Origin of the sequence: Acinetobacter sp. KS-LM10 (assembly GCF_036896575.1) — a bacterium.
Classification (GTDB): domain Bacteria; phylum Pseudomonadota; class Gammaproteobacteria; order Pseudomonadales; family Moraxellaceae; genus Acinetobacter; species Acinetobacter avistercoris.
This window is the reverse complement of sequence record NZ_CP145906.1, coordinates 1431529-1450057: the sequence shown is the minus strand read 5'-3', so window position 1 is coordinate 1450057 and position 18529 is coordinate 1431529. Positions and strand designations below refer to the sequence as shown.

17 protein-coding genes are annotated in these 18529 nt (G+C 39.1%); 2 read left to right on the top strand and 15 right to left on the bottom strand.

Features of this window, described 5'->3' with window-relative positions; genetic code table 11:
• Position 1: 1 nt before the first annotated feature.
• The 10 genes from V5M36_RS06615 to V5M36_RS06570 all read right to left on the bottom strand — a co-directional run bounded on the left by V5M36_RS06615 (position 2) and on the right by V5M36_RS06570 (position 9274).
• On the bottom strand, positions 2–343 hold the full coding sequence (locus tag V5M36_RS06615) for a PilZ domain-containing protein (RefSeq protein WP_338563322.1): 342 nt from the start codon (positions 341–343) through the stop codon (positions 2–4).
• A gap of 56 nt (positions 344–399) precedes the next feature.
• On the bottom strand, positions 400–1386 hold the full coding sequence (locus V5M36_RS06610; protein ID WP_445206315.1) for a DNA polymerase III subunit delta': 987 nt from the start codon (positions 1384–1386) through the stop codon (positions 400–402).
• An 18-nt stretch (positions 1387–1404) separates the two neighbouring features.
• The gene (gene kdsB / locus V5M36_RS06605) at positions 1405–2166 is read right to left on the bottom strand and encodes a 3-deoxy-manno-octulosonate cytidylyltransferase (RefSeq protein WP_338563319.1); all 762 of its coding nucleotides are present in this window, start codon (positions 2164–2166) and stop codon (positions 1405–1407) included.
• Between the two features lie 9 nt (positions 2167–2175).
• Positions 2176–3186 (bottom strand): tetraacyldisaccharide 4'-kinase, encoded by a 1011-nt coding sequence (lpxK, locus tag V5M36_RS06600; protein ID WP_338563316.1) that lies wholly within the window; start codon positions 3184–3186, stop codon positions 2176–2178.
• Positions 3187–3191: 5 nt separating this feature from the next.
• The gene (gene msbA, locus V5M36_RS06595) at positions 3192–4916 is read right to left on the bottom strand and encodes a lipid A export permease/ATP-binding protein MsbA (RefSeq protein WP_338563314.1); all 1725 of its coding nucleotides are present in this window, start codon (positions 4914–4916) and stop codon (positions 3192–3194) included.
• 241 nt (positions 4917–5157) lie between these two features.
• Positions 5158–6045 (bottom strand): ParB/RepB/Spo0J family partition protein, encoded by an 888-nt coding sequence (locus V5M36_RS06590; protein ID WP_338563311.1) that lies wholly within the window; start codon positions 6043–6045, stop codon positions 5158–5160.
• On the bottom strand, positions 6042–6824 hold the full coding sequence (locus tag V5M36_RS06585; RefSeq protein WP_338563309.1) for a ParA family protein: 783 nt from the start codon (positions 6822–6824) through the stop codon (positions 6042–6044). Before V5M36_RS06585 ends, V5M36_RS06590 begins: the two co-directional genes overlap by 4 nt.
• Before the next feature lie 24 nt (positions 6825–6848).
• Positions 6849–7481, bottom strand: coding sequence for a 16S rRNA (guanine(527)-N(7))-methyltransferase RsmG (gene rsmG, locus V5M36_RS06580; protein WP_338563307.1), 633 nt, complete (start codon positions 7479–7481; stop codon positions 6849–6851).
• Between the two features lie 87 nt (positions 7482–7568).
• Positions 7569–8261, bottom strand: a complete 693-nt coding sequence (murU, locus tag V5M36_RS06575) for an N-acetylmuramate alpha-1-phosphate uridylyltransferase MurU (protein ID WP_338563304.1) — start codon at positions 8259–8261, stop codon at positions 7569–7571.
• Entirely contained in the window at positions 8261–9274 is a 1014-nt protein-coding gene (locus tag V5M36_RS06570) for an aminoglycoside phosphotransferase family protein (RefSeq protein WP_338563302.1), read from the bottom strand. Before V5M36_RS06570 ends, murU begins: the two co-directional genes overlap by 1 nt.
• Before the next feature lie 119 nt (positions 9275–9393).
• On the opposite strand from V5M36_RS06570, the gene V5M36_RS06565 reads away from it, so the two are divergent.
• Both V5M36_RS06565 and V5M36_RS06560 read left to right on the top strand, forming a co-directional pair.
• Complete coding sequence (locus tag V5M36_RS06565; protein WP_338563299.1) at positions 9394–11865, top strand: LPS-assembly protein LptD; 2472 nt, start codon at positions 9394–9396, stop codon at positions 11863–11865.
• On the top strand, positions 11865–13160 hold the full coding sequence (locus tag V5M36_RS06560; protein ID WP_338563296.1) for a peptidylprolyl isomerase: 1296 nt from the start codon (positions 11865–11867) through the stop codon (positions 13158–13160). Before V5M36_RS06565 ends, V5M36_RS06560 begins: the two co-directional genes overlap by 1 nt.
• 114 nt (positions 13161–13274) lie before the next feature.
• On the opposite strand, the gene V5M36_RS06555 is transcribed toward V5M36_RS06560, so the two are convergent.
• The 5 genes from V5M36_RS06555 to tsaE all read right to left on the bottom strand — a co-directional run bounded on the left by V5M36_RS06555 (position 13275) and on the right by tsaE (position 18446).
• Positions 13275–14222, bottom strand: a complete 948-nt coding sequence (locus V5M36_RS06555) for an IS30 family transposase (protein WP_338563294.1) — start codon at positions 14220–14222, stop codon at positions 13275–13277.
• A 143-nt stretch (positions 14223–14365) separates the two neighbouring features.
• Positions 14366–14899, bottom strand: coding sequence for an RNA chaperone Hfq (gene hfq, locus V5M36_RS06550; RefSeq protein WP_338563291.1), 534 nt, complete (start codon positions 14897–14899; stop codon positions 14366–14368).
• 88 nt (positions 14900–14987) lie between these two features.
• Positions 14988–15932, bottom strand: a complete 945-nt coding sequence (gene miaA / locus V5M36_RS06545) for a tRNA (adenosine(37)-N6)-dimethylallyltransferase MiaA (RefSeq protein WP_338563288.1) — start codon at positions 15930–15932, stop codon at positions 14988–14990.
• Positions 15933–15938: 6 nt separating this feature from the next.
• The gene (gene mutL, locus V5M36_RS06540) at positions 15939–17966 is read right to left on the bottom strand and encodes a DNA mismatch repair endonuclease MutL (RefSeq protein WP_338563286.1); all 2028 of its coding nucleotides are present in this window, start codon (positions 17964–17966) and stop codon (positions 15939–15941) included.
• A gap of 6 nt (positions 17967–17972) precedes the next feature.
• Positions 17973–18446 carry a tRNA (adenosine(37)-N6)-threonylcarbamoyltransferase complex ATPase subunit type 1 TsaE gene (gene tsaE, locus V5M36_RS06535; protein WP_338563283.1) on the bottom strand — a complete coding sequence of 158 codons (474 nt, stop codon included), beginning with the start codon at positions 18444–18446 and terminating at the stop codon, positions 17973–17975.
• Positions 18447–18529 lie beyond the last annotated feature (83 nt).

The window sequence follows — 18529 nt, the reverse complement described above, 5'->3', positions numbered from 1 at the left end:
TTTACATTGTAAAACTTGAATGTGCCAAAGTTATACTCCCAGCGAGTAATTTTTCCGCTTCTATTTTGTAATATAGTCCTTTTTCACCACTTAATTGAATTGCAAAGCCTTGAGGTTTAGTACCTGACTGCTTATATGAAATCCAAATCACTTTACCTTTGAGCGGTATTTTTTGAGAATCGTTCGGTAATGTGGCTAAAATAAAGACCTCTTCTCCCATTTTCACAGATTGTTTCGTGGGTATAAACAAACCGCCATCTTGAACAAATGGCATATAACTCGCTTGTAGTGTCGCACGATCTGCGATGTTCACCTGTATCAATCCGCCCATACGTGTTTGCATAGACACCCCCTCTTTTTAATTATTAAAATATAAAACCAAACAAATGTATTAAAAATTTACGAGTGCACATTCATTAATTTAATAAACAATTGATCTACAATCAAATTGTTTTGCACATTTTGCTCAACCAGCTGTTTAAAATGTTGTACGTCATGATAAATTTCAAATAATTGTTCTAAATTATAATAATCTACAATCTGGCTAAAATCTAAGTCAGAATTTTTCACACGTTGATTTAGCTTGATACAGATCAAATCTGACAATAAATATTCAAACATGGTCATAAAATCTGAAAACACCAAATGCTTATTCCATTTAGTCGCATACTGCATGGGCATGCTTTTATTGATCACCAATGTCTGCCAGTCAGCTAAAAATGCTTCACGCTGCTTTAACCATTCTGCATTTGATAATGTTAAGGCCTGCAAAGGCATGTCATTGGACAAACCCATTAACAATGGTATTTGGGGATGCAATTTATTGTCTAATTTAGTTTCTAAAAATATTTGGGCTTGACTATGTGATACACGATCCAAAGCGAAATGCTGTAAACGACTACGTATCGTTGCAGGTAATTTCAAATAATGATTGGCCATTAAAATCAAAATCACCCGTTCACCAGGTTCTTCTAAGGTTTTTAATAAAGCATTCGATGAAGCAATATTTAAAGCTTCCGCAGGCTCTATGACAATCACCCGCCAACCTTCTCCAGTCTGTTGTACAAAAGGCTGTAGATCTCGAATCTTTTCAATTTTTATTTTTGCATTTTGTTTTTTATTGTCTTCATCCGTGGTGATATGTACATAGTTGGGATGAGTATCAGACTTGAGCCACATACAGCTTGCACACTCACCACAAGCAGCTTCTGGTTGCTTATCTAGACATAATAACCAAGCAACAAAATGTTGCGTGAAAGCGTGTTTACCAGAACCATCTTTTCCATAAAACAAGAGGCCATGGCCTATTTTGGGAAACCGCTGTGTCAACGTTTCCCATACCGATGTTTGCCAAGGGTAAATCTGCGAATTTTCCGTGCTCATCATGCTTTTGCACACATCCTATTATTCAAAATGAGCAAGACTCATTGCATTCAGACGATCTAAATCTGCTTGAGTATCTACACCTGGAGGCAAACTCACATCTGCTACGGCAATAGCAATTCGATGACCATTTTCTAATATACGCAATTGTTCAAGGCTTTCTAATTGCTCTAATACGCCTTGATCCCAAGTGACATAATCTTGTAAAAGCTTTACACGATAAGCATAAAGTCCGAGATGCCTAAAAGCATGTTGATGCAATTTAGGATGTTCAAATTTCGCGCCATCTCGATCATAAGGAATCGTGGCACGACTAAAATACAGCGCTTCACTGGTTTTCGACATCACCACTTTAACAATGCTATCACGTTGAAATTCTTCTAAATGATGAATAGGCTCACATAAGGTAGACATCGAACACGAAGGTTTCTCAAGCAATAAATTTGCGACCTGTTGTACCAATACCGCTGGAATTAAAGGTTCATCCCCTTGAACATTCACCACAATATCGTCCGCATCCCAACCTTTAATCTTGGCAACTTCACTTAAACGATCTGTGCCTGAAGGATGATCTGGATTTGTCAGTACAACATCAATATTTTCTTGAAGACAAATTTCCGCTATCTTTTCATCGTCAGTAGCAACACACAGATCATCAAAGCCTTCGACTTTTTTGGCTTGGTCTACGACCCGCAAAATCATAGCACGACCATGAATTTCTAAAAGGGGCTTACCTGGGAGTCTTGAGCTCGAAAAACGGGCAGGAATAACAATATGCTTCATGAAAAAACCTTAAGAAATTTGAATACCAAGTTCAGTTAACTGTTGTTCAAGCACTGTATAACACGCCTCTGACAGCACAGCTTCAACTGGCACAACCCAAATTTCACGATTGAAATCAGGATTTTTTTTAAGTAAAGGTAAAAGTTTTACTGCATCTTTTTCAGTCGTAATGATGGGGTTCAGATCTTCAAACTGTAAATCATCAATCTCATAATCATAATGATCTGGAAATTCATGGCATTGAAAGCGCTTCACCCCCAGATCCGCTAAGGTCGAGTAAAAGCGTTGTGGAAAGCCAATTCCAACCACAGCATAATAATCTTGATCTTCATCAAAAATTTCAGACTGATCAAAAGCAGGATTTAACAGATAAGGTCTTGCAACCATTAAATGCATATTCAAATCAGTTTCAGGCTGCTCCGCATGCTCAATCACTGTGGCTTGATTTAAACGCTCAACGGGTTCTCTTAAATAACCTTCTGGTAATAATTTTTGATTACCTAAGCCGCGATTTCGGTCATAAACAATCCACTCGATTTGTCGTGCCAATGCCCAGTGCTGTAAACCATCATCGCTAATAATTAAATCCAGCTCCGTATGCTTGAGTAACAACTCAATGCTTTCTTGACGGTTAGAACCCACCACCATAGGCACGTCTGTCGACTGTACAATCAAACAAGGTTCATCACCGACTTTTTCTGGCACATCATTCAACGAGACCAATGCAGGAAAAGGTCCACGTCCACCATAGCCTCGACTAATCACACCAACACGAATTTGGCGAGCTTGTAAATATTTAACCAAATGAATCAATAAGGGGGTTTTTCCACTTCCACCGACTGTGATATTTCCAATAATCATCACTGGAACGGGTGCGGTATAAACTTCACGCAATCCGCAATCGAATAGTTTTTTATTTAACTGAAAACCACTGTAATAAATCCATGACAAAGGGCGCAAGACAATCAACCACTTCGCTTGTTTATTCCAAGCATTTTGAATGTTTTGCGCGAATGACATATGGCTTATTCCTCAAAATTTCTTTGATGCAATTGATAATAAGCTCCACGTAGTTCTAGCAACTCTACATGTGTTCCTTGCTCGACAATGTGTCCTTTGTCCATAACGACAATACGGTCTGCATTTTCAATGGTTGACAATCGGTGTGCGATGACCAACGTCGTTCTATGCTTCATTGCTTCATCGAAAGCACGCTGAATAAAGAATTCAGACTCATTGTCCAGTGCACTGGTCGCCTCATCCAAAATCAGTATTGGCGCATCTTTCAAAATCGCTCGCGCAATGGCAATACGTTGTCTTTGACCACCTGACAAGTTTAAACCTTGCGCACCCAATGGCGTATCGTAGCCTAAAGGTAATGCCATGATAAAATCATGTGCATAAGCTGCTTTAGCTGCTGCGATCACTTGCTCATCTGTTGAATGTTCAAGTTGACCGTAAGCGATATTTTCACGAACAGTACGATTAAATAATACTACTTGTTGATTGACCATCGCGATCTGAGAACGCAGCGACGTCACATCAATATCACGAATATCCATCTGATCAAATAAAATTGAGCCAGAACTGAGTTCTTGGAATCTCATCATCAAATTAACCAGTGAAGATTTACCCGCACCTGAACGACCAACCAAAGCAATAGTTTCGCCAGCTTTCACTTCTAAATTAAAGTCTTTGATTGCATGTAAGCCATCAGAATACGTCAAATTCACATGATTAAGCTGAATATTGCCTTTGAGTTCTGGTTTCAATGTGCCCGAATTAATTTCTTCTGGGATATCCAGTAACTCAAACACAGAATGCGCTGCCGCCATACCACGTTGTAGTTTTTCATTAATATCGGTTAACGCTTTGATCGGTTTACTTAACATCCCCGCAGCGGTGATGTAGGCTACAAATTGTCCTGCAGAAGTATCTTGTAAAATTTCAGGACGTAGCGCAATCCAAATCACGATACTTAAAGCCAAAGACATAATGAACTGAACAACCGGGCTATTAAGCTGTTGAACAGCCACCATTTTTAATCCACGGCGTAGGTTTTCCAAAGAGCTTTCACGAAAACGAGATTGCTCATAGTCCTGACCACCAAAGCCTTTAACTACAATATGTCCATTTACAGTCTCTTGCACGACGTGATTGACATCGCCCATCGTGTCTTGAACTTGGGTAGAAAGCTTACGCATTCGAGTCGCAGCTTTACGAATCAGTAAACCAATCAGTGGTGTGAAAATCAGAATACATAAGGTCAAGCGCCAGTTCGAATACAGCAAAAAGCCCATAAGCCCGATGGTAATCAGACCTTGTTGTAGTAATGTTCGCAAAGACTCCGTGGTCGCCGCTGTGAGCTGCTCCACGTTGTACATAATTTTTGCAGTAATGTGCCCACTGGTATTGTCTAAATAATATTGAGAAGGTAATCGCATTAATTTAGCGAAAACTTCTTGGCGAATATTAAAAATTAAATTCCTTGAAATAACAGACGTATAGTACCCACCTAGGAACAACCCTAAGCCTCTAAAGAACATCAAAAGTACGACTAAAAAAGGAAATAGATTGGTAAAGGCTCGATCTTTAGTTTGAATTGCGGTAATAATTTGCTCAAGTAATTTTGCAACTGATACTTCTGTCGCAGCGTTAAGTACAAAACCAAAAACAACAATTAGCCCAATTCCCCAGTACTGTTTCAAGTAACTGAGTAGTCGTAAATATACTTTAAAATCTTGCTTCACTAAAAGCCTCTAGTGGGTACATAAGTACGATTATAAATGTTCAAAACCCGTAATTGACATCACTACTTTAGTCATAACGACTTTGACCATTTTAGCACAAGCCTGAAATGATCAATCAACCCCAACCCATACACATTTTGGACAAAGTCAGCATAAAATCAGATTAGAGCAATCTACTGAATTCACTCAGATCCAATATAAACACATTATGTATAAATTGGTGTAGTTAAAATCAATGAGATTATTTAGGTAAACAAATATTTAGAATGCCATCTAATTCATCAAGAGAATGGTAATGGATCACCAGTTTGCCTTTGCCTTGTTTATTGTGATCGATTTTAACATCTGCGCTAAATCGTTCAGAAAGCTTTTGCGTCAATTGCTCAATATCAGCAGACAGTGCAGCTTTCGGCTTTTCTTGCTTAGGTGAGTTGAGTTCACGAACCAATTGCTCTGTTTGACGGACAGATAAATTTTTCTCAATGACGATTTTAGCAATTTGAATTTGTTCTTTGGCTTTAAGCGTTAATATTGCACGTGCATGCCCCATATCCAATTGACCATGTTGAATATGATCTTTAATCGGCTCAGCCAAACTTAACAAACGAAGTAAATTACTCACCGTAGTACGGGCTTTACCCACAGTCTCAGCAATTTCCTGATGGCTTAATCCAAACTCTTCATGAAAGCGTTGTAATGCCATAGCTTGATCTATTGGATTTAAGTCTTGTCGCTGAATGTTTTCAATAAGCGCTAAAGCAATCGCAACTTGGTCTGTCAAATCACGAACGATCGCTGGAATTTCAGTTAATCCAGCAATTTGAGCCGCTCTCCAACGACGCTCACCGGCAATAATTTCATAGCTATACACGTCATCAACTACAGGACGAATCACAATCGGTTGCATCACACCATGCTTTTTGATCGATGCTGCAAGTTCTTGCAAGTCCTCTTCATTAATGAAGCGTCTAGGTTGATAATTTCCCCGTTTTAAAATTTTGACGTCAATTTGTTTAAGTTGACCATGATCTAGGGCTTGAACTTCCAATTGTAATTTTTCTTTTTGAATAGAACCCAATAATGCATCTAAACCACGACCCTTCGCCAAGCCTCGTTTTTTTACGGTCATGCTTTACTTCCTTTTTTCACATTGGTTTTTTTTAACATCTCAGCAGCCATATTCAAATACGCCACTGCACCCTTAGAGCTTTTTTCAAAATAAATAATCGGTAAACCATGTGCTGGCGCTTCTGCTAAACGCACATTGCGTGGAATAACCGTGTTATACAGTTTTTTTCCAAAATATTTTTCTAATTCTTCTGAAACATCGCGTGTTAATGCATTACGTGCATCATACATGGTCCGCAACACACCCACGATTTCAAGTTTAGGATTTAAAGCTTGCTGAATACGATCGATGGTTTGCGTTAAATCTGCTAAACCTTCCAAAGCATAATATTCACACTGCATTGGTATCAGCACACCATCTACTGCCGCCAAAGCATTAATGGTGATTAAACTTAGACTCGGTGCGCAATCGACGATAATATAATCGAAATTCGCTTCGATGCTTTTTATGGCATCACGCAGAATAAACTCTCGGCCTTCTTGTTCTGCAATCGCAAGTTCAACACCAGCCAAATCACGATTTGAGCCTAAAACACGATAGCCAACTTCCGCCTTAATAATCGCCGTTTCAATCGGCACATCACCCAATAAAACGTCGGTAATCGAATAGAGCAGCTCATTTTTTTGAACACCAGAACCCATGGTGGCATTACCCTGAGAGTCCATGTCAATCAATAACACACGTTTCTTGAGTACTGCTAGTGAAGCCGCTAAATTCACCGCAGTCGTGGTTTTACCCACACCACCTTTCTGGTTCGCAATTGCAATAATTTGAGCCATGCTCACCCCAATCCTTAGAATTTTTTAAATCTGTTTTAACAAAAGTAAGTGACGCTGTTCATCCAAACGAGGAACGTGCAATTCTAAAACATCACAACTGAATTCATTTTTATGGTGTTCAATTTCATCACTCGGCACTAAACCTTTCATCGAGGCAATAATACTATTTTCATGCATAAATGGTCGTGAAGCTGAAATAAAATCTGTCAGAGACGCAAAGGCACGACTCGTGATCACATCAAACTGACCTAATTCGTTAATGCTTTCTACATTTTCAACTCGAGTTTGAACGGCGACGACATTTTTTAATTTTAAATCGGCAATAAACTGTTTTAAGAAACGGATTTTTTTACCGTTTGAATCTAAGAGCACACATTGGCGTTCAGGTTGGCAGAGTGCAATAATCATTCCAGGCATACCCCCACCTGTTCCGATATCGAGCAATCGACCTTGAGGTAAGTCGTTTAAAATACTTAGACTATCAAGCAAATGCTTGATGAGCATTTCTTTAGGGTCACGGATAGCAGTTAAATTATAGGCTTTGTTCCAAAGTACCAGTGCATCTTGATACTTTAACAGTAGATTTAATGCCTCTTCGCTTAATTCTAAACCAAGCTTTTGACTACCCTGTTGTAACTCTTGAAAAAAAGGATGCATAAACAGATAACATCTAAATAAAATTTAAATCAAAGTATACCGATTTATGCATCGTGGAACACTATTTAACGATTAGTGATTACACAGTTAAGCATATAAGCCTTGTCGAATATGTAAATCTAACTGGGTTAAGCGCTCTGGCGTACCCACATCGACCCAAGCACCCTGCATTTTTTCTGCAGATACACGCTGATCAAGCATCGCTTGTTTTAACAATGGCGCCAAAGGACGTTTGCCTGGCGCTAAGCCCTCAAACATTTTTGGATGAATAATCGCAACACCACTATAGGTCAGATTCTCACCTTGACGCTCTTGCTCAAACGTATAAGCACGACTCTCACTTAAGGTGAAATCGCCCTTTGGATGCTGTTCAGGATTGGGCACAAATACCAAATGCGCTAAATCGTCTTGTTTTAAGTCGATCTTTAATAGCGTCGCAAAGTCCATCGTGGTCCAAACATCACCATTCACCAAGATAAAAGGTTCGTCACCCAAAAGCGGCAAAGCATTGATAATTCCGCCTGCTGTTTCCAAACCTTCGTCTTCACGCGTCCAACGTATCGTTACGCCATACTTTGAACCATCACCTAAACTACCAATCAATTTATCTGCAAGCCATGCAGAATTAATGACAATCTCTGTGACACCAATACTTTTTAGCTTTTCAATGTGCCAAACAATCAGCGGTTTACCACCTACTTCTAAAAGCGGTTTAGGCGTATACAGCGTCAAGGGACGCATGCGATTACCCAAACCCGCTGCAAGAATCATTGCTTTCATTATGCAACCACCTCATATTTGCCAAATTTTTGCTCAAACTGAGGCAAAACACGAGTTTCTATAAACTGCATAAACGGTTGTAATTCTTTATATGGTTTACTTTCTTCAAGCAGATACCACATGACACGCGGTAAATCTTTTAGATATCCCGACTTACCATCACGTTCAAATAAGCGTACAAAAATACCCAAAATTTTAATGTGGCGTTGAATCGCCATCAAATCTGCATCACGTTTAAACTGCTCAAAATCCCGTGCTTCTTTTGAAGACTCAGGCATTAGATCATAGAATGTTTTAAACCACGCATATACGCGATCAGCATTCCATTGAACATAAGCATCACGAGTAATTGATATTAAATCGTAGGTATCTGGACCGATGACTGCATCTTGAAAATCAATCACACCCTGTTCAGTCTCACCCGCTATTTGCATTAAATTACGGCTGTGAAAATCACGGTGAACAATGACTTGTGGTTGAGCAACAGCAGCATTGGCCAAAATTGCAAATGTACGCTTAATCAATGCAGATTCGTCTTGAGTCGGCTGAACATTCAATGATGGTAATAACCAATCAGTTAAGAGTTCCATTTCGCTGATGATTTTTTCATAAGAATATTCAGGTATTTGACCTTCACCATCAATCGACTGTAAATGAGCCAACTGCTTAAAACTTTGTGCATAATGCAGATCTACAGTCTGATCATTCAATAATGTAGACAGCACCACATCACCAAAATCTTCAAGCAATAAAAAACCATCATCTAAATTTTTAGCAATAATATGCGGCACTCTTACGCCATTGCGATCAAAGAACTCATCAATCATCACAAAAGGCACACAATCTTCTTTATCAGGAGGTGCATCCATGAGCATAAATGTTTTATTATTCAGGATAATTCGTGCATAACGACGGAAACTCGCATCGCCTGCTAAAAATTTGATTTCACAGTTCTCTGATTGAAGTACAGATGTAATCCATGTTTGTATCAATTGTTCACGTTGTGTATTCATTTGCTATAAATTCTAGTACAGGCTGAATATTTGAATCACTAAGTGTAGCCACTTATCCGATTTTTCTCTATGATGCGACAATAATTAATTGCGATCAGCATACTTGGTTAATGAGACAAATGAAGCATCAGTTTAAATTCAATCCTTTAGCGACTGCTATTTTGACGCTACTCTGTGGAAGCACAGTATCAAGTTATGCCGAATCCAACAATGTTGCTTCGGAAGTAGACAATCAAAAGTTAAATTCAGCTATCAAAGAAAGTTATCCAGGGCAAAACTTCTTTGAACAATATTATGTGAGCAAAAACTCCCCTGAAGCACAGGCGAGAAGCACCCCCTCAAATTCAGCAAATTATTGTCAAAATACATGGCTTACTCCGATTAGCCCAGAAAGCAAAGCAGCCGATGCAACAGATACGACCTCTGTGATTACTGCTGATCAAGGCTACTACAATCCAAATGGTGACTCCACACTCGAAGGCAATGTCGTCATTGACCAACAAGGTCGGATGATTCGTGCTGATAGCATCACCATAGACAAGACGCAAACCTTCGCAAAAGCCAAAGGCAATGTGCAAATGGCACAATCAGGCTTGTTGGCGCAAAGTGATGAAATTGATTACAACTTAAAAACCCAAACAGGTGAATTAAGTAATAGTTATTATATTTCTGAAGCAACACATGGTCACGGACGAGCTGAGCGCATTGAACGCACCACGCCGAATATTTTATTAATGCAGAATGCAACATATAGCGCCTGCCCACCTGATCAAAGTCCAACATGGAAAATTCAAGCCAATCAAATCGAACTGAACCAAGAAACGGGTCGCGGAACAACCAAAGGCTCTAAGCTTTATATTAAAAACACACCCGTATTGGCCGTTCCCTATTTTAATTTTCCGATTGATGACCGCAGAACCACTGGCCTATTAACGCCAGCTTTTGGTTATACCAATGATGGTGGTTTTGAACTTTCAGCCCCTGTATATCTCAACCTTGCGCCTAATTATGATGCGACAATCACACCGCGTTTTATAGGTGGTCGTGGTGCAATGGCCGAGGGTGAATTCCGCTATATCACGGAAGACTTTGGTGGTGGTCGGATTTGGGGTGGATATTTAGCTTCAGATCAAAAGTACAATGATGAAGATCGTAAAGATTTTCATCTCCTGCACAGCTGGAAACTCAACGATCAATGGTCAAGTAATCTCGAATACAACTATGTTTCTGACAAAGACTTTTTTGCAGACTTAGACAACAACCCGAATACGCGTACTGAGCTTAACCAAAGACGAGCATTAGAATTTAATTATGCCAATGGCATTCCCGGACTACGTGCGCAACTAAAAGTAGAAGATTTTCAAACCCTAGATCCTGATATCGATGACATCGATCGACCTTATGCCCGTTTACCACAACTTTTGGTGAATTATGTAACGGGTAATTCTCAGGGACTTGAATACGAATTCAATAGCGACTCCGCTTACTTCCAAAAAGATATTCGTAATTTTAACGATCTTCAACCCACAGATAATTCAGTCTACCAACCTAGCGGTACGCGACTTTATAATGAATTATCAACCCGTTATAACTTTAGAAATCAATGGTCTTTCTTGATTCCGCAAGCAACGGTAAGAACACTCAATACATTTTATGATAAGAAAACGGTTGATCGTTTAAATGACAATCAACGCAAAGATAGTGAAGATCAATCTGTTGTTGTACCCGAATTCACTTTAGATGCTGGATTAACTTTCGAGAAAGAAGGTAAGTATTTACAAACTATCTCACCTCGTGCTTTTTATGCTTATGCACCTTATAAAAAACAAGATGGTTATCCAAACTTTGACTCAACAGCAGCTTCGACCAATTATGATCAACTCTTTAACCCACGTCGCTTCTATGGACATGACCGCTTAGAAGATAATAATTTTCTTTCTCTTGGTCTAAGTTACAGTTTATTTGACACGATTGGCTTAGAACGCTTACGTGCTAGTGTTGGTCAAAGTTATTTCTTTGATGACCGCAGAGTTACGCTGAACAACAGTAAAGAAGATCGTTTTAATACCGAAAAACAAACTGGACCTGTGATCAGCCTTGCTAGTCAGCTTTCACAAAACCTTTCGGTCAATTTGAATTCCATGTGGATGTCGAATGGTGTTAATGCACAACGCGATTTGCAAGTATATTATACCAGCAATCAAGGAAGCCTATTTAACCTAGGATACTTTAACCGTAGTCAGCTTGATGATCGTCAGGAAAATTATGACCAAGTCACTGCCTCTTTTATTCAACCGATTTATAATAATTGGCGTTTGATGGGTCATGTGCAATATGATATGGACAATAGTGTCGCACGTGAATTTCTTTTAGGTGCCAACTATGAATCATGTTGTTGGGGTGTTTCACTCTATGGACGTTCGTATTTTAACGACCTAGATGATGTAAGTAATTCAGAAATAAAACCTAAACGCGCTGTAATGGTTGAATTTACGCTCAAAGGACTTGGCGGCTTAAATAGCAAGTTAAGCTCTTTACTTGAAAATCGAATCTTAGGCTTCGATAAAGTTAAACAAAATTGGACTCCTTAATGAAGACGCAAAATTTAAAAAAACTCTTTAAAGCTTCAGCATTAGCAATCACGATTTCATCATCAATGTCAGCTTTTGCAAATCCAACCGATCAAGTGATCGCGATTGTAGGTAAGAGTGCAATTCTCAAAAGTGATTTAGACCAAGGGGTTGCTGAAGCCAAACATCAAATACAAGCGCAAAAAAAAGAAGCTCCACCTCAAAATGTTATTGAGTCGCAAGTTTTAAACCAACTTATTATTCAAAATGCGCAGCTCGAACAAGTAAAACGTTTTGCCTTACAGGCGGATGAAAAAAGCTTGAATGAGGCTGTGCTTAAAGTAGCGAACCAATCAGGCTCAAAAAGCTTAGAGGAATTTCAGGAAAAACTCGACAAGTTAGCATCAGGCACCTATGAGGTTTTACGTGCACGCGTTGCAGATGATTTATTGATTCAACGTCTGCGTCAACAACAAGTTATGTCACGTATTAAAATCAGCGATCAAGATGTCGAGAATTTCTTAAAATCTCCTGAAGGTCAAGCTGCTGTTGGAAGTACAGTTCACGTATTACATTTACGTATATCAGGCGACGCTCCTGCTGAAGAACTTAACAAAACAGCACAGGCAGTCAAAACTGCCTTAAATTCGAGTAATGATCTTAAAGCGATTGAAAAACAGTTTAGTACTGCAGCTATTAAAATTGAAGGCGCAGATATGGGCACACGTTCTTTATCTGACATCCCTCCTGAATTAGCAACACGTGTAAGTGTCATTAATCCAGGTCAAACCACTGATTTAATTACAGTTAAAGATGGCGTTCATGTACTCAAATTAATTGAACGTAAAGCGAATGATAAAAGAGCACTCGTTCCTCAATTCAATACTCGACATATTTTAATCAAAGCTTCTGAAGTCGTTAGTCCTGAAAATGCGAAACAGATGATTGAAAGTATTTTTAATCGTGTTCAATCAGGTGATGATTTTGCAACACTAGCAGCAACCTATTCAGATGACCCAGGTTCTGCTCGTGATGGCGGTAGTCTCGGTTGGGTTAGTCCGGGCATGATGGTTCCTGAATTTGATAAAACTATGCAAAGTGCTGAAATTGGTAAAGTCAGCCAGCCTTTTGAGTCTCAGTTCGGTTGGCATATTCTTCAAGTTACAGATACCCGTCAACAAGATATGACCAATGAATATCAAAAACGTATGGCACGTCAAATTTTAGGTGAACGTCAATTCGAAGCTGAACTTGATAGCTGGTTAAGAGAGCTACGTTCAAGCACCTATATTGAGATCAAAGGCGAAAATAAATAATTTTTATTTATTTTAAAGTCTAATGAAAAAGCCTCAATATAATATTGAGGCTTTTTTTAATCTTCATATCAAGTGACAATAATTAAAACAATATTAAAACTTGAAAAAGAATACTTAGATTATCGTTTGAAGTGCAACACCATGTTGTTGGCATAATACCTGACTCGGACTTTTAAAGCCGAGTCTTTTTCTTGGACGTTGATTCAAACGTTGAGTGATTTCTGAAATATACTCATCCGTGTAATGATTTAAATCACTACCTTTCCTTATGTATTGTCTGATTAATCCATTGGTGTTTTCATTTGTACCTCGTTGCCAAGCACTGTAGGGATCTGCGAAATACCAATCCAAATCAAGTTCTTGAGCAATATGCTCATGCAAACTGAACTCTTTGCCATTGTCTGCAGTTATTGTTTTCAATTGGTCTTTGATGGGGGTGAGTAGATTGATGGTCGCTCTGCTTATGTCTTCAGCCTTACGAGTATTGCACTTTGTTAGCCAAAGATAGCCTGTTCTTCGATCTACAATTGAAACTAAAGATTGTTGATGATTTTTACCTACGATCGTATCTATCTCCAAGTCACCAAAGCGAGTCCGTTGCTCAACCTCATGCGGTCTTTCATGAATGCTTTTACGATGAGTGAGCTGACCGCGGGTTTCAGGAGAACCATATTTTCTCTTTCTTTGATTTCTGAAACGTAGGTTGTGGAAAAGCACGCCACCATTGCTTTTATTCTGTTTTATAAACCTGTAAATAGAATGCAGACTGACTGTTACGTGAGAAGCAATTTGTTCAGGGCTCCATTGTAGGTTTAGGTAAGAAATGACAAGCGCCCAAATATGAGATGGGATTCTTTTAGGATTGGAGCGATGACGTTTTAAAGCGACTTTATGTGCATGTTTAGCGAAGTAACCATTTCTAGCTTTATTTCGGGTGATTTCTCTAGAGATCGTTGCTGGTGAACGATTTAAACGCCAAGCGATATAGCGTTTGGAAAAACCTTCACGTAACAGGGTATAAATCTGATATCGTTCTTCTTGAGTAAGATGAGTATAGTTCATGATGCAACTTTGACTTTGGTCGGTCGGAAGCAAAATGCTATCTCATCTTGCTTCTTTCCAATAATTTAATCTCTGTTGCACTTCATTTAAGAATCTAAGATATAAAAAAAAGGTGTCCTAAGACACCTTTTTCACATGATCAATTAACGATTATTTTCGTCGTCTTGAGCATCATCAAATTTAGTTTCACCATCAAAGCTTGGCGTTGAAGGTGTACCAAAACCACCTTGACCACCAAATCCACCTTGTGGAGCGCCACCGAAGCCGCCTTGGTTGCCACCAAAGCCGCCTTGATTACCACCAAAACCACCTTGAGCGCCAAAACCACCTTGACCACCGAAGCCGCCTTGTGGAGCGCCACCGAAGCCGCCTTGACCGCCGAAGCCACCTTGACCACCGAAGCCACCTTGTGGAGCGCCGCCGAAACCACCTTGACCAGCAGCAGGAGCGCCAGCAGGAGCACCAGCAGGACGTGGGTTACGTGCAGGAACAACTGTTGAAATTGCATGTTTGTAAACCATTTGGCTTACAGTGTTCTTTAAAAGAACAACGTATTGGTCAAAAGATTCAATATGACCTTGTAATTTAATACCGTTCACTAAAAAGATAGAAACAGGAATACGTTCTTTACGGAGAGAATTTAAGAACGGATCTTGTAAAGTTTGACCTTTAGACATTTTATACTCCAAAAATTTAAAATCAGCGCAAAAGCTGTCTTTATTTTTCAATTAAAATTTATAAAAAAGACAGTAGGTAAATTTTGCTTTATCCATATAAGTTTCGCAAGTCTTCTTGAGCTTGCTTTATCGATAGATAGGTTCTAAAAATGTGCACTTCTTGCAAAGATCGTAACCAAGTGTATTGACGTTTAGCAAGTTGTCGTGTCGCAAATAAACATCGATCCTCCATTTCAAGTTTTGAATTGTGACTTCTATCACTATTTTTAAGAAATTCTAAAGCTTGGCGGTAACCGACGGTACGAGCTGAGGGTAAATTTTCGTTTAAATCGTATTTTTCAATCAAGTTCTCGACCTCATTTAAAAAACCGATATCCCACATAATTTTTAATCTTTGTTCGATTCTTTTGTGCAATTCTAATCGATCAGGCATCAAAGCATAATTGTAAAAATTGTAACGATAAGATGTTTGTTTTGGTTGCTCGGCTTGCAATTTTGAAATGGGTTGACCCGTGATTCGATAAACTTCTAGTGCTCGAATAATACGTTGTCGATCGCTAACGTTAAATTTCTCACCTGAGACAGAATCTACACGTTTTAACTCGTTATGCACACCTTCCCAACCCATTTCTAATGCTTCGGCTTCTATCTGCTGACGTATAGCTTCATCTGCATTTGGCAAGTTGCTCGCAAGTCCTTCAAGCAATGCTTTAAAATACAACATTGTACCCCCGACCAAAATGGGAGTTTTACCACGCGCATGAATTTCATCGATTAAATACGAAGCATCATTAACAAATTGAGCAGCCGAATAGACTTCTAGAGGAGAAATGATATCAATCAAGTGATGTGGATACTTTTTTTGCTCTTCTTTTAATGGTTTTGCGGAACCAATATCCATATCTTTATAGATCAAAGCTGAATCAACAGAAATGATTTCAAAGCCACCACGCTCATAAAGTTCACATGCCAAAGCGGTTTTACCGCTTGCAGTTGGCCCCATTAGATTAATAACAGGCATTTGAATTGACATGTACGACTACTCTCCTCGAGCAAATAATTTATCTAATTGATTGAGCGGAAAGGCACGCCACGTAGGACGCCCATGATTACACTGACTCGCAAACTCTGTTTGTTCCATCTGACGTAAAAGTGCATTCATTTCAGATAAGCTTAACAATCTATGCGCACGAACTGCACCGTGACAGGCTATTCCAGATAAAATCTGATCTCGTTTCTTTAATAAAATCTGAGCTTCATCACTAGGATCTAAATCATTTAATAATTCAGGTATTAATGATGCAAAATCTGCTTTATGTAAAATTGCAGGCACACCACGAATAATCACTTGCTCATCGCCATACTGATCTATATCTAAACCTAGACGATCTAACTGTGGTTTCAACTCATCAAGACGAGTTGCTTGCATACGTGTAATCGAAATTACTTTAGGAATTAGTAACTGCTGCGAAATCCAAAAATCTGGTGTATCCCAAGCAGATTTCATTTGCTGTAATAAAATTCGCTCATGTGCGGCATGCATATCAACAATGATCAAACCTTCGGTATTTTGCGCCAAAATATAGATGCCATGTAACTGCGCAATAGCAATACCTAAAGGATACTCATCCATTTGTGGCGCTTGCGATGTCTTCGTAGCGTTTTGTTCTTTAAACTCTGAACGAGGCTCATGCTCAGCACTGAGATGTTGAATATTATTCTGATCATTCAACGGTGCTAGATAACTTTTCAATGCATTATTCATTTGAGCAGAAGAATTAAAATTGCTCGGTGCTTTATATTGAATACTTTGAGGACGGCTTGAATTAAAATCTGAAAGTAAATCTGCATTTGACATATTTTCAGTTGATGTCGCTCCAATTGATGCAGCAGCAATATCAGCCTGATTTGTGTTGATGTTTTTATGCAGCTGGAATTGTTCTTGATAGCGTGGTTGTGATTGTGATTGTGGTTGTGGTTGCGAATTATTTTCCTCATTAAGCTCATTCTGTTTCATGGCTTGAGATAGTTCAGCACTCGCCGTTTGGAATTTCGCAAGCGTAGCCTTTGCATAATGACGTACAAACTCGTGCACTTCACGCTGATTTAAAAATCTTATTTCATGTTTTGTAGGATGTACATTCACATCAATATTTTCGGGATCAACTTCAAGAAAAAGCAAATATGCAGAATGCTGATGCCCATGCAAAATGCCGTCATAGGCCATACGCAAGGCATGAGAAATCGTTTTATCTTTAACGATACGACCATTCACATAAACATACTGTAAATCACCTTGTGAGCGGGCATCTGAAGGATGACCTAACCAGCCTGAAAGACGCATATTAATACTGTCTGCATCAATCCAATACGCATTTTCGGGGAACTGGCGTCCAAGCAGTTGCTGCACACGTTGAAATCTTAACTCACCACTATCAGCTATAGGTAAATTTAAACGAATACTGCCGTTATGCTCTAACACAAAACGAATATCAAAATGCGTTAAAGCCAAGCGACGCACAATCTCTTCAATGTGGCCAAACTCAGTTGTTGGTTTTTTTAAGAACTTTCGTCTTGCAGGAACATTAAAAAATAAATCCTGTACGCGTATGTGTGTACCACGTTGTAAAGGTACAGGTTGAATTTCTTGATGATCAAAAGCAGTGCCATTGACTTCAACTTGATATCCTATTCCTGTTTCATCACGACTACTGGCTAAACTTAAACGCGATACTGCAGCAATAGAGGCCAACGCTTCCCCGCGAAAACCCAAACTCATAATGGCATGTAAATCATCCGCATTTTGAATTTTGCTGGTTGCATGCCGCATAACTGCCAGTGCTAAATCTTCAGCATGAATTCCTCGACCATTGTCGATGATTTCAATTAACGTACTGCCGCCCTGCTCAACACGAATGATGAGTTCTGTAGCACCTGCATCAATTGAGTTCTCTAACAACTCCTTGACCACAGATGAAGGACGTTCAATTACCTCTCCTGCAGCAATTTGGTTAGCTAAAGCAGGATTTAAAGCTTGAATACGACGTGAAGAAATATCTTGATGCATAAACAATTAACTCGGAAAGTGCTGCTCTAAAACCTTTAAAAAAGTAATATCATCAAATGTTAACGTAACCACACGATGCTGATCATCATCTGTCTTTTCTATGTTAACCACATAATGGGCACTTGGGATTTCATCGCCACCTTTTGATGGCCATTCAAATAAGAACAATGCATTTTCAATGTCTAAATAATCCCGTATTCCCATTAACTCAAGTTCGTAAGGATCATTTAAGCGATATAGATCAAAATGAAACACATCTTGCTGCTGAATTTTATAAGGTTCAACTAAGGTATAGGTGGGGCTTTTGACTGCACCTTGATGGCCTAAATGTTGCAGCCAATAGCGTGTCAACGTTGTTTTACCTGCACCCAAATCACCAATGAGATAGATCACACCCTGTGCAATATTTTTAGCCAAAAAAATTGCTAGATTTTGAGTATCATCTTCATTCAATAAATTCAGTTTAAATGAATATTGCATATGGCTCACAACATAATTAGATTAAGCGACTATAATAACATTGCCTCACCTTAAAACCTACGTTGTCGAGCGATCTTAAACAA

Bases quoted from the DNA above. Each gene is read 5' to 3' on its own strand.
- murU (WP_338563304.1), bottom strand. From the start codon at position 8,261: ATGAAAGCAATGATTCTTGCAGCGGGTTTGGGTAATCGCATGCGTCCC.
- V5M36_RS06560 (WP_338563296.1), top strand. From the start codon at position 11,865: ATGAAGACGCAAAATTTAAAAAAACTCTTTAAAGCTTCAGCATTAGCA.
- V5M36_RS06610 (WP_445206315.1), bottom strand. From the start codon at position 1,386: ATGATGAGCACGGAAAATTCGCAGATTTACCCTTGGCAAACATCGGTA.
- miaA (WP_338563288.1), bottom strand. From the start codon at position 15,932: ATGTCAATTCAAATGCCTGTTATTAATCTAATGGGGCCAACTGCAAGC.
- lpxK (WP_338563316.1), bottom strand. From the start codon at position 3,186: ATGTCATTCGCGCAAAACATTCAAAATGCTTGGAATAAACAAGCGAAG.
- V5M36_RS06565 (WP_338563299.1), top strand. From the start codon at position 9,394: ATGAAGCATCAGTTTAAATTCAATCCTTTAGCGACTGCTATTTTGACG.
- V5M36_RS06555 (WP_338563294.1), bottom strand. From the start codon at position 14,222: ATGAACTATACTCATCTTACTCAAGAAGAACGATATCAGATTTATACC.
- V5M36_RS06585 (WP_338563309.1), bottom strand. From the start codon at position 6,824: ATGGCTCAAATTATTGCAATTGCGAACCAGAAAGGTGGTGTGGGTAAA.
- V5M36_RS06590 (WP_338563311.1), bottom strand. From the start codon at position 6,045: ATGACCGTAAAAAAACGAGGCTTGGCGAAGGGTCGTGGTTTAGATGCA.
- hfq (WP_338563291.1), bottom strand. From the start codon at position 14,899: ATGTCTAAAGGTCAAACTTTACAAGATCCGTTCTTAAATTCTCTCCGT.
- V5M36_RS06570 (WP_338563302.1), bottom strand. From the start codon at position 9,274: ATGAATACACAACGTGAACAATTGATACAAACATGGATTACATCTGTA.
- kdsB (WP_338563319.1), bottom strand. From the start codon at position 2,166: ATGAAGCATATTGTTATTCCTGCCCGTTTTTCGAGCTCAAGACTCCCA.
- V5M36_RS06615 (WP_338563322.1), bottom strand. From the start codon at position 343: ATGCAAACACGTATGGGCGGATTGATACAGGTGAACATCGCAGATCGT.
- rsmG (WP_338563307.1), bottom strand. From the start codon at position 7,481: ATGCATCCTTTTTTTCAAGAGTTACAACAGGGTAGTCAAAAGCTTGGT.
- tsaE (WP_338563283.1), bottom strand. From the start codon at position 18,446: ATGCAATATTCATTTAAACTGAATTTATTGAATGAAGATGATACTCAA.
- mutL (WP_338563286.1), bottom strand. From the start codon at position 17,966: ATGCATCAAGATATTTCTTCACGTCGTATTCAAGCTTTAAATCCTGCT.